Genomic DNA, 11,964 nt, shown 5'->3' with positions numbered 1-11,964 from the left:
GCCGTTCCAAAGGCGGGCCATTCGACCCGCGGCGAGGGATGTTATGCACCACATGGAATTTTTCTTCCAGTTTTTTTTATTGTGCAATGCAAATTGCAAAATCCGTTGCGGCGTACCTATGCTCGTCCAGCCCTCATCGACGCCCACGTCCCTTCGTGGCGTCTCCCGTAACCCAAGCCGGCCCACCAGCAGGCCGGCACATTCAGCGGAGGCTTGATATGCGCGTTCGGAAGATTTCGTTGTGGCTCGCAACCCTTATGGCAGGAGCCATGGCGTTGCCGGCGGCCAGCATCGCCGCCGACGGCCCACACGCGAACGAGCGGTACGTCCTGATCAGCCATGCGCCCGATTCGGATTCCTGGTGGAACACCATCAAGAACTCGATCAAGCAGGCCGGCGAGGATTTCGGCGTGCAGGTCGACTACCGCAATCCGCCCAACGGCGACCTTGCGGACATGGCGCGCCTGCTCGAGCAGGCGGCCGCGCGCAACTACAACGGCGTCGCCTTCGATATTGCCGACTACGACGTGCTGTCCAAGCCGGCCATGCGCATCACTGCCAAGGGCATCCCGGTGGTGACGCTCAACTCGGGCACCGACGAGGAAAGCAAGAAACTCGGCGCGATCCTGCATATCGGCCAGCCTGAATACGATGCCGGCAAGGCCGCAGGCGAGCGCGCCAAGGCCGCTGGCGTGAAGTCCTTCGTCTGCGTCAACCACTACGCCACCAACGTCGCCTCGCTGCAGCGCTGCAAGGGCTTCGGCGATGCGATCGGCGTGGATTACCGCGGTTCGATGATTGATACCGGCGTCGACCCGACGGTGGTGGCAAGCAAGGTCGGCGCGTATCTGCGCAGCCATCCGGATACCGGCGCTGTGCTGGCACTGGGCCCGAACTCGGCCGAGCCGACCATCCAGGTGCTCGAACGCATGGGCAAGGCCGGCAAGCTCTACTTCGGCACGTTCGACTTGTCACCGGCGATCATCGACGCGGTCAAGAAAGGCGAGTTGAATTTCGCCATCGATCAGCAGCCGTATCTGCAGGGCTATATGTCGGTCGCCGCCGCGGTCATCGCCTATGAAGACAAGACCAAGGATCCGGCCGCGATCATCGCCAAGCTGAAGGCCAATCCGAAGTTCCAGCAGCGCCTGAAGACCTACGGTCTTGAGCCCATCTACACCGCTGACGGCGTACGGTCGGGTCCTGCCTTCGTGACCAAGGACAACGTCGCGACCGTCGAGAAATACGCCGGTCAGTACCGCTAAACCCGTGGCCGGGCGATGCAGCACGCATCGCCTGGCTGCGCAGTCGCAAGTTTGGAAAGCAGGTAACTCATGAGTGCGATAACTCCCTCCATGACCCAAAGCATCGGCAAGAACCCGGCAGCCAAGGCCGACGAACGCATCCGTCGCATCTCGCCCTGGCGCGCCCTGCTCAACCGCCCCGAATTCGGCTCGATCGCCGGCACCGTATTGATCTTCATCCTGTTCGGCGTGTTTGCCGGCGACTCGGGCATGTTCAATCTCGACGGCGTGATGAACTGGTCCACCGTCGCCGCCTACCTGGGCATCATTGCCGTCGGCGCATGCGTGCTGATGATCTCAGGCGAATTCGACCTGTCGATCGGCTCGATGATCGGCTTCGCCGGCATGATGATGGCGGTTCCCGCGATGTTCCTCGGCTGGCCGATGTGGGCATCGATGCTGTTCGCCTTCGCCGGTTGCATGGCGCTGGGCTGGCTCAACGGCTACCTGGTCGTGCGCACGAAACTGCCGAGCTTCATCGTCACGCTGGCTTTCATGTTCATCCTGCGTGGTCTCACCCTGGTGCTGTCCACGCATTTCTCCAACAGCACCATCGTCAGCGGCGTAGGCGACAAGCTCAGCGCCGACCCGGTCGTGCATACCCTGTTCCAGGGCACCACGCTGCATGGCCTGTTCGGCTGGCTGGGCAACATCGGCCTGATCGAGAAACTTCCCAATGGCGAACCGGTCGTCGGCGGCCTGCCCAAGGTGCTGCTGTGGTGGCTGGGCGTGGCGTTGGTGGCCGGTTTTATCCTGTCGCGCACGCGCTTCGGCAACTGGATCTTCATGGTCGGCGGCGACAGCAACGCGGCGCAGAACGTGGGCGTACCCGTGCGTCGCGTCAAGATCAGCCTGTTCGTGTTCACCGCGTTTTGCGCCTGCCTGTTCGGCGTGCTGCAGGTGGCCGACGTGGGTTCGGCCGCGGCCGATCGCGGCTTGCAGAAGGAATTCGAAGCCATCATCGCGGCGGTCATCGGCGGCGCCCTGCTGACCGGCGGCTACGGTTCGGTGCTTGGCGCCTGCTTCGGCGCGCTGATCTTCGGCGTGGTGCAGATCGGCATTTCGTACACCAACTTCGATTCGGATTGGTATCGCGTGTTCCTCGGCGGCATGTTGTTGCTGGCCGTGCTGTTCAATCACTACATCCGCTCGCGCGCAACGACCGGCAAATAGGGACTGGCCATGACGACTGAAACGAAAGACGACTACATCCTGCAGCTGGAAAACATCAGCAAGTACTTCGGCACGGTGATCTCGCTGCAGGACGTCACCCTGCGCCTGCGTCGCGGCGAAGTGCATTGCCTGCTCGGCGACAACGGCGCGGGCAAGTCCACCCTGATCAAGACGCTGGCCGGCGTGCACAAGCCGAACAAGGGCCGTTATCTGGTCGAAGGCGAAGATGTCCATTTCACCTCGCCGCGCGAGGCACTCGACAAAGGCATTGCCACGGTCTACCAGGATCTCGCCCTGGTCCCGCTGATGAGCGTGGCGCGCAACTTCTTTGCCGGCCGCGAACCGATGAAGAAACTGTTCGGCGTGATCCCGGTAATGGATATCAACCATGCCGCCAGCGTCGCCGAGGAGAAGCTCAGCGAAATGGGTATCCACGTGCGCTCACCGCACCAGCCGGTCGGCACCATGTCCGGCGGCGAACGCCAATGCCTGGCGATCGCGCGCGCCATCCACTTCGGCGCCAAGGTGCTGATCCTCGACGAACCCACCGCAGCGCTCGGCGTCAAGCAGAGCTGCAATGTGCTCAAGCTGATCCACAAGGCGCGCGAGCGTGGCATCTCGGTGATCTTCATCACGCATAACGTGCACCACGCCTATCCGATCGGCGACAGCTTCACCCTGCTCAACCGCGGCCAGTCGATGGGCACGTTCGCCAAGGAAAACATCAGCAAGGAGGAGGTGCTCGACATGATGGCCGGCGGTACCGAGATCCAGAGCCTGTTCAACGCATTGGAAGGCCGCGACGCGGCCTGACGGTTGCGGCGGGAGACGAGTAGCGAGGGCGCGGCACCCCTCCTGGGCCGGCGGCAACAACGTCATTCCCTGTCGATGGCATGTCGCACGACCCGGCCGCGAACCGCTACTCGTCTGCCCAGCCGCCCTGCCGGCACAACGCCGGCATCCCTATTGAAGAAGCCCTTCGCAATGAATGAACGTCAATACGATCTGATCTGCCTCGGCCGCCTGGCCGTGGATTTGTATGCGCAACAGCCCGGCGCCCGCCTTGAAGATGCATCCAGCTTCGCCAAGTACCTGGGCGGCTCGTCGGGCAATTGCGCGTTCGGCACGGCGCGCCTCGGCTTGCGCTCGGCGATGCTCACGCGCGTGGGCGACGATCATATGGGCCGTTTCCTGCTCGATACGCTGCGTAGCGTCGGCTGCAATGTCAGCCACGTACGCGCCGATCCACAACGCCTGACCGGCCTGGTGCTGCTCGGCATCAAGGATCGCCAGACCTTCCCGCTGGTTTTCTATCGCGAGAACTGCGCGGATATGGCAATCGAGGCGGCGGATATCGATGAGGACTTCATTGCCTCCTCGCACGCGCTCGCGATCACCGGCACGCACTTCTCGACGCCCGGCGTGCACGCGGCAAGCAGCCGTGCTCTCGACTATGCACGCAAGCATGGCGTGCGCACCGTGCTGGATATCGACTATCGCCCGGTGCTGTGGGGCCTGACTGGCCGCGGCGATGGCGAAACACGCTTCATCGCCAACGACGGCGTGACCACACACTTGCAGAACATCCTGCCGCAGTTCGACCTGATCGTCGGCACCGAGGAAGAGTTCCATATCGCCGGTGGCAGCGAAGACCTGATGGCGGCGCTGCGTAATGTGCGCAAGCGGACCCAGGCCACCCTGGTCGTGAAACGCGGCGCACAGGGGTGCAGCGTGATCGAAGGCGATATCCCGCAACGGATCGACGACGCGCCCACCTTCAACGGCACCCGCGTGGAAGTACTCAACGTACTCGGTGCAGGCGACGCGTTTATCTCCGGCTTTCTACTTGGCTGGCTGCGCGATGAAAGCATCGAACGCTGCTGTGCCTATGCCAACGCCTGCGGTGCCATCGTCGTCTCGCGCCACGGCTGCGCGCCAGCAATGCCCAGCCGCGAAGAGCTGGAGTATTTCCTAGCCAACGCCGAACGCCTGCAGCGTCCAGACCGGGACGACGAACTGGCGCACCTGCATCGCGTCTCCGTGGCGCGCCGGCACTGGGACGACCTGCACATCTTCGCCTTCGACCATCGCAGCCAGTTTTTCGAACTGGCCCGCGAATGCCACGCTATCGAAGATCGCTTGCCGCGCCTCAAGCAGCTACTGATCGAAGCCGTGGCAAAAACCGAAGCCGCCCTGGATCTCAAGCACCGTGTTGGTGTGCTGACTGACCAACGCTACGGCCAGGACGCGCTCAATGCCGCCACCGGTCGTGGCTGGTGGATCGGCCGACCGGTCGAAATGCCCGGATCCAATCCACTGGAATTCGAATACGGCCGCTCGGTTGGTACACAGTTAGTAAGTTGGCCGGCCGAGCATGTCGTGAAATGCTTGGTGCCGTTCGACCCGGACGGTGCACCGGAGAGCCGTTTGGAACAGGAAACGCAGCTGCTTTCACTGTACGACGCGGTCAAACAGAGCGGTCACGAGCTGCTGCTCGAAGTGATACCGCCAGCCAATCCGAACGCGGTCGGCACACCGGGCGAGCGCGTGCTGCGTGCGATGAAGCGCATCTACAACCTCGGTATCCGCCCCGAATGGTGGAAGCTCGCACCCGTGACGGCCGGCGATTGGAAAGCGATCGACGCCTTGATCGCCGAACGCGACGTCCATTGCCGCGGCGTGTTGCTGCTTGGTCTCAATGCGCCGTTCGAAGAGCTCGCCGAAGGGTTTGCCGCTGCCGCGCATAGCGCGAGCTGTCGTGGCTTCGCGGTGGGTCGAAGCATCTTTGTCGACCCCGCGCGCGCCTGGCTGCTCAACGAGATCGACGACGCCGAACTGATCGAGCGCGCCTCCGCGCAGTTCAGCCAACTGGCCGCGCTTTGGAGCAAGGCGCGCAAACAACGCGCGACGGGTACCAAGACGCTGGGAGCCGCTGCATGAGCGCGACGGTTCGCCTGACCATGGCGCAAGCCTTGGTGCATTATCTCGCCGCGCAGCGCATTCGCGATGAGGAAGGCCATACCGTGCCGCTGTTCGGAGGCGTGTTCGCGATCTTTGGCCATGGCAATGTCGCCGGCCTCGGCGAAGCGCTCTATCAGCAGCGCGATGCCCTGCCGACCTACCGCGCACATAACGAACAGGCGATGGCCAATGCCGCCATTGCGTACGCCAAGGCGCATATGCGTCGACGCATGATGGCGGTCACCACCTCGATCGGCCCGGGTGCCACCAATCTGGTGACGTCGGCAGCGCTCGCGCATGTCAACCGTCTGCCAGTGCTGTTGCTGCCGGGCGATATCTTTGTCTCGCGCGCGCCCGATCCCGTGTTGCAGCAGCTGGAAGATTTCGGTGATGGCACGGCCAGCGTCAACGACTGCCTGCGCCCGGTGTCGCGTTATTTCGATCGTATCGTCAAGCCGGAACAACTCCTCACCGCACTGCCGCGCGCGATGCGCGTGCTCACCGATCCGGCACTCTGCGGCCCGGTCACGCTGGCCTTGCCGCAGGATGTGCAGGCCGAGGCATTCGACTGGCCGGAGAACTTCTTCGCCGAACGCATTCACCACATTCGCGAGCAGCCGCCGTCGACCGAGGACATCGCCGAAGCGACCATGGCGCTTCGCGCCGCCAAGCGTCCGGTGCTCATTGCCGGCGGCGGCGCCCTGTATGCAAATGCGAGCGAAACCCTGCGTGCGTTTGTGGACAAGCACGGCGTTCCGGTCGCGGAAACACAGGCCGGCAAGGGCGCGTTGGCCTGGGATCATCCTCTGCAGCTGGGCCCCGCCGGCGTCTGTGGTTCGACCGCCGCTAATGCCTTGCTGGCCGACGCCGATGTGGTTGTGGCTGTCGGCACGCGTTTGCAGGACTTCACCACCGGCTCCAACGCGTTGTACGCGAACGCTCGCATCATCACGTTGAACGTCAACGGCTACGACACCCTTAAAGGCGGCGGCGTCGAAATACAGGGCGATGCCAAGCTGGGGCTGCAGTCGCTATCGGATGCGCTAGGCCAATGGCAAAGCGATCGCAGCTGGCAACAGCACGCCGCCGAGCAGGCGCGGCAATGGTCGAACATCGTCACTCGCATTACCGGACAGCGCGAACTGCCCAACGGCACACTGCCCTATGACGGCGAGATCATCGGTGCCGTACAGCGCTCGGCTGCCGCATCGGCACGCGACGATATCGTGGTCTGCGCCGCCGGCACGCTGCCAGCCGAACTGGAAAAGCTGTGGCGCACCTCGACACCCGGCGGCTACCACATGGAGTACGGCTACTCCTGCATGGGTTACGAGATCGCCGGTGGCCTGGGCGTGAAGATGGCCAAGCCGGATCGCGAAGTGATCGTGATGCTGGGCGATGGCAGCTATCTGATGCTCAACGCCGAAATCGCCACGTCGGTGATGCTTGGCCACAAGCTCATCGTCATCGTGCTCGACAACGGCGGTTACGGCTGTATCAATCGCCTGCAGCAGGCATGCGGCGGCGCGCCGTTCAACAACATGTTCGACGACTGCCTGCAAGGCGGCGAGGGCATGCCGAAAATCGACTTTGCCGCCCATGCGCGCGCGATGGGTGCATCGGCCGAGCATGTGAACAGCATCGCCGAGCTTGAACTGGCGCTCTTACGTGCACGTGCTTCAAAGCATACCTATCTGATTTCGATCGACACCGACCATCGCCGTACCACCGAAGAAGGTGGCTGCTGGTGGGAGGTGGCCGTGCCGGAAGTGTCCGAGCGCGATGCCGTGCTCAAGGCACGTCGCCAGTACGACATCGCCAAACAACAACAGCGGCCTGCGGCCGCCACAGGTAAGACCGATGGCAACTAAAGAATTCCAGGTCAGGATCGGTATCAATCCGATCAGTTGGAGCAACGACGACCTGCCCTCGCTCGGCGGCGAGACGCCGCTGTCGACCGCGCTCACCGAAGGCCGTCAGATCGGCTATCAAGGTTTCGAGCTGGGTAACAAGTTCCCGCGCGATCCGGCCGCACTGCGCGAACTGATGGCAGGCTACGGCCTCGATGTCGTCTCCGGCTGGTATTCCGGCCGCCTTGCCACACGCTCGGTAGAAGAGGAGATCGTCGCGGTCGAGGGCCATCTGCGCCTGCTCGCCGAGAATGGCTGCAAGGTGATGGTGTACGGCGAAGTCGCCGATTCGATCCAGGGCGAGCGCGGCATCCCGTTGTACAAGCGGCCGCGCTGGATGAACGACGACGAGTTCAAGCGCTACGGCGAGCGCCTTACCGCCTTCGGCAAACACCTGCTGAAGTCTGGTGTGCGTCTGGGTTATCACCATCACATGGGTGCATACGTCGAAGCGCCGGACGATATCGATCGCGCCATGGCATACACCGGCGACGAGGTCGGCCTGTTGTTCGATAGCGGCCATGCCTATTTTGGTGGCGGCGATCCGCTGGCGATTCTCACCAAACACATCGACCGCGTTTGTCACGTGCATTGCAAGGATGTCCGCCCCGCGATCATTCGCCATGCGCGCAATCGTCAGTGGAGCTTTCTCGACTCGGTATTGAATGGCGTATTCACTGTACCGGGCGATGGTGCGATCGATTTCGAAGCGATTGTCGGTGTATTGCGCAAGCACGCCTACCAAGGGTGGCTGGTTGTCGAAGCGGAACAGGATCCCGCCGTTGCGCCGAGCTACGCCTATGCCGATCTCGGCTATCGCACCTTGCGTGCACTGGTCGATGGCAAGCCGCTCAAAGAGGTGGCGTGATGCGCGCGTCGTTTCGGACACTTTCTTGGGAGACGCTCACATGAGCTTGTTGGTCAAGGCACGCGAAGGACGCGACATCGTCAAGGTGACGCCGGCATCGGCGGGCTGGAAGTACGTCGGCTTCGAAGGCTATCGTCTCAAGGCAGGTGAAGCGTTGGAGATCGAGCTCCCCGCCGATCGCGAAGGTTGCCTGGTCGTACTGACCGGCAACGCCGATGTCACGGTCGGCGCGAATGCATGGACGAATCTCGGTGGTCGCGCCAGCGTGTTCGACGAACGCTCGCCCGATGCGGTCTACGCACCGCCGGGTTCGCGCTATCGCATCGATGCGCATGACAACGTCGAACTCGCGCTCGCCACCGCACCCGCCACCGGCAAGCATGCCGCGCGACTGATCGCCGCGGCACAGATGAAACGATCGGTGCGCGGACAAGGCACGAACACGCGCTACGTCTGCGACATTCTTCCACAGACCGAACCGGCCGAATCGCTGCTCGTCGTCGAGGTCGTCACGCCGGCCGCGCATTCGTCCAGCTATCCGCCGCACAAGCACGACAGCGACAACGTACCGGTGGAAAGCTCGCTGGAAGAGACCTACTACCACCGTATCGATCCGCCGCAAGGCTTTGCGTTCCAGCGCGTGTATACCGATGCGCGCGACCTGGATGAATCCATGGCCGTGGGCGATCACGACGTGGTGATGGTGCCACGTGGTTATCACCCGGTAGTGATGCCGCATGGTTATCGTGGCTACTACCTCAACGTGATGGCCGGCCCGCGCCGCGAATGGCATTTCAAGAACGATCCCGCGCACGACTGGCTGATGCCGCGCTGATCACGTCGACAGGAAATTCACATGTCTGCACAACCTAATACGCATACCCAACCCACCGCGATCGGCCACTACATCGATGGACGCATGCAAGCGGGCGCCGGCAACAGCGTGCCCTCGTACAACCCGGCAACCGGCGCCGTGATCGGCGCGGTTGCTCTCGCTTCGGCACAAGACGTCGATCAGGCCGTAAAGGCCGCCGAAGCCGCCTTCCCGGCGTGGTCGCAAACGCCGCCCTTGAAGCGCGCTCGCGTGATGTTCCGTTTTAAACAGCTCATCGAGCGTGATATGGACAAGCTCGCCGCGACGATCACGCGCGAGCATGGCAAGGTCTTCTCCGACGCTCAGGGCGAATTAGTACGTGGCCTGGAAGTGGTCGAGTACGCTTGCGGCATCCCCGAACTGCTCAAAGGCGACTACACCGAGCAGATCGCCAACGGTATCGACGCGTGGACGATGCGCCAGGCGCTGGGTGTATGCGCGGGCATCACGCCGTTTAATTTCCCGGCGATGGTTCCGATGTGGATGTTCCCGATGGCGATCGCCTGCGGCAACACCTTCGTACTGAAGCCGTCCGAACGCGATCCCACCACCTCGTTGATGCTGGCCGAGCTGCTGACCGAGGCCGGGTTGCCCGACGGTGTGTTCAACGTGATCCAGGGCGACAAGACCGCAGTCGACGCCTTGCTCGATCACCCGAAGGTCAAGGCGGTGAGCTTCGTCGGCTCGACCCCGATCGCCGAGTATATCTACGCGCGTGGCACCGCCAGCGGCAAACGCGTGCAGGCGCTGGGCGGCGCGAAGAATCACATGATCGTGATGCCCGATGCCGACATGGACAAGACCGTCGACGCCCTGATGGGCGCGGGCTTCGGTGCCGCCGGCGAGCGCTGCATGGCGATTTCGGTGGTCGTTGCGGTTGGCGAAGAGACGGCCGACACGCTGGTTGCCCAACTCGTTCCGAAAGTGCGTGCGCTTCGTGTAGGCGAAGGCATGAACGATACGTCGGAGATGGGCCCGGTGATCACCTCGCAACATCGCGAAAAGATTGTCGGCTATATCGACGACGGCGTTATGAGCGGCGCTGAACTGGTGGTTGATGGACGAGACCATCGCGTCGCCGGATTCGAGCAAGGTTTCTTCCTGGGCGGTACACTATTCGACCGGGTTACACCGGCCATGCGTATCTACAAGGAAGAAATTTTCGGCCCCGTGCTCTGTGTCGTCCGCGTGCCGGACTTCGCCACGGCGCTGAAGCTCATCGATGAGCACGAGTTCGGCAACGGCACCGCCATCTTCACGCGCGACGGACATGTCGCGCGCGAGTTCGCGCATCGCGTCCAGGTCGGCATGATCGGCATCAACGTGCCGATTCCCGTACCGATGGCATTCCACAGTTTCGGTGGTTGGAAAAAGAGCCTGATGGGCGACCACCACGCACACGGCCCGGAATCGGTCCGTTTCTATACCCGGCAGAAAGCGGTCACCCAACGCTGGCTGTCCGGTGGCGCAGGAGGAGGCGGCGCGCAATTCGCCATGCCCACCCACTGAGCCGTCCCCACGACACCCCACGCCCCCATGGAGTCATGCGATGGATCTCAAACATAATAAAAAGCCGCTTGCCGCGTGCACCCTGCTCGCACTGCTGGGACTTGCCGCGGCACCCGACAGCCGTGCGGATGACAGTCCGTATCTGTTTGGCGACTGGAACGGCACGCGTACCCGCCTGGAACAGGAGGGCATCAAGTTCGACTTCGGCTACGGGTTCGAAGCGGCGCATAACTTCACTGGCGGCACGCGCAGCCTCACCCGCTATACCGACCAATGGAAGTTCGGCGCCAGTCTCGACCTGAACAAGCTTTGGGGTTGGTCCGGCGGCAAATTCGACATCTACGTGACCGACCGTAACGGTCGCAATCTCGGTGCCGACGCCAATATCGGCAACAACCAGCTGATCCAGGAAGTCTATGGCCGCGGCCAGACCTGGCATATCACGGTGTTCGCGCTGGACCAGAAATTCTTCGACGACCGGCTCGAATGGCGCATCGGCCGCCTGCCGGTTGGCGAAGACATGGCCAGCTTCAGCTGCGACTTCGAGAACCTGACCTTCTGCGGTGCGCCTCCGGGCAATATTGTCGGCGACTACTGGGTCAACTGGCCGACCAGCCAATGGGCCACCTGGCTGAAGTTCAAGACCACCGATACGACCTACGTGAAGGTCGGCGCGTATCAGGTCAACCCCAATTACGTGGATGACGCCTGGGCGCGCCGCAATGGCTGGAAGCTCAACTTCCCCGGCGGCACCACCGGTGCGCTGATGCCGGCCGAATTCGGCTGGACGCCCAATGCCAACGGCCTGCCCGGCACCTACAAGATCGGTGGCTGGTACAACAATTCCGGCGGCAAGGATCTCTATCTCAATACCGATCGCGAACCGTTGGCGCTCGCCGGCGGTACGGCGCTGCAACGCAGTGGCCGCTACGGCGGTTTCCTGGAAATGATGCAGCAGGTCAGCGGCGATGCCGGCGGCGCCGGCACGACGGTGTTCTTCAACTTCTCCCAGGCCGACAAGTTCACCTCGGCCACCGATCGTCAGATCGCGATGGGCGCCGAATACAAAGGCATCTTCAACCGTCCGCGCGACATGGTCGGCTTTGCCGTCGGCGCCACGCACGCCAACGGTCGCCTGGGCGACTACCAGCGTCAGTACAACGCGCTCAATCCGACTTCCCCGGTCAAGGTGCTGGACGGTTACGAGTACGTCTCGGAGCTGTTCTACAACTGGTCGCCGATCGCGTCGATCAACCTGCGCCCGAACTTGCAGTACATCCTGCATCCGGGTGGCACGCGCCAGAACAGCAACGCTTTTATCCTTGGTCTCAAGACCAGTATCGCGTTCTGATTGTTGCTCCGTGC

9 protein-coding genes are annotated in these 11,964 nt (G+C 62.8%); all 9 read left to right on the top strand.

Annotation, left to right across the window (positions count from 1 at the left end; all coding sequences use genetic code 11):
- Window positions 1-218: 218 nt before the first annotated feature.
- The 9 genes from QMG46_RS05845 to QMG46_RS05805 all read left to right on the top strand — a co-directional run bounded on the left by QMG46_RS05845 (window position 219) and on the right by QMG46_RS05805 (window position 11,950).
- On the top strand, window positions 219-1,265 hold the full coding sequence (locus QMG46_RS05845; protein ID WP_281851547.1) for a sugar ABC transporter substrate-binding protein: 1,047 nt from the start codon (window positions 219-221) through the stop codon (window positions 1,263-1,265).
- Window positions 1,266-1,334: 69 nt separating this feature from the next.
- Complete coding sequence (locus tag QMG46_RS05840; RefSeq protein WP_281851546.1) at window positions 1,335-2,477, top strand: ABC transporter permease; 1,143 nt, start codon at window positions 1,335-1,337, stop codon at window positions 2,475-2,477.
- A 9-nt stretch (window positions 2,478-2,486) separates the two neighbouring features.
- The gene (locus QMG46_RS05835) at window positions 2,487-3,290 is read left to right on the top strand and encodes an ATP-binding cassette domain-containing protein (RefSeq protein ID WP_281851545.1); all 804 of its coding nucleotides are present in this window, start codon (window positions 2,487-2,489) and stop codon (window positions 3,288-3,290) included.
- A 171-nt stretch (window positions 3,291-3,461) separates the two neighbouring features.
- Complete coding sequence (gene iolC, locus QMG46_RS05830; protein ID WP_281851544.1) at window positions 3,462-5,417, top strand: bifunctional 5-dehydro-2-deoxygluconokinase/5-dehydro-2-deoxyphosphogluconate aldolase; 1,956 nt, start codon at window positions 3,462-3,464, stop codon at window positions 5,415-5,417.
- Window positions 5,414-7,309 (top strand): 3D-(3,5/4)-trihydroxycyclohexane-1,2-dione acylhydrolase (decyclizing), encoded by a 1,896-nt coding sequence (gene iolD, locus QMG46_RS05825; protein WP_281851543.1) that lies wholly within the window; start codon window positions 5,414-5,416, stop codon window positions 7,307-7,309. The genes iolC and iolD overlap by 4 nt, the downstream gene beginning before the upstream one ends.
- Entirely contained in the window at window positions 7,299-8,216 is a 918-nt protein-coding gene (gene iolE / locus QMG46_RS05820; protein ID WP_281851542.1) for a myo-inosose-2 dehydratase, read from the top strand. The genes iolD and iolE overlap by 11 nt, the downstream gene beginning before the upstream one ends.
- Window positions 8,217-8,256: 40 nt before the next feature.
- Entirely contained in the window at window positions 8,257-9,051 is a 795-nt protein-coding gene (gene iolB / locus QMG46_RS05815; RefSeq protein WP_281851541.1) for a 5-deoxy-glucuronate isomerase, read from the top strand.
- A 21-nt stretch (window positions 9,052-9,072) separates the two neighbouring features.
- Window positions 9,073-10,599 (top strand): CoA-acylating methylmalonate-semialdehyde dehydrogenase, encoded by a 1,527-nt coding sequence (locus QMG46_RS05810; RefSeq protein ID WP_281851540.1) that lies wholly within the window; start codon window positions 9,073-9,075, stop codon window positions 10,597-10,599.
- 40 nt (window positions 10,600-10,639) lie between these two features.
- Window positions 10,640-11,950, top strand: coding sequence for a carbohydrate porin (locus tag QMG46_RS05805; RefSeq protein ID WP_281851539.1), 1,311 nt, complete (start codon window positions 10,640-10,642; stop codon window positions 11,948-11,950).
- Window positions 11,951-11,964: the final 14 nt, after the last annotated feature.

It is taken from the genome of Dyella sp. GSA-30, assembly GCF_027924605.1.
GTDB lineage: Bacteria > Pseudomonadota > Gammaproteobacteria > Xanthomonadales > Rhodanobacteraceae > GSA-30.
This window is presented reverse-complemented; position numbering and strand designations above follow the sequence as displayed.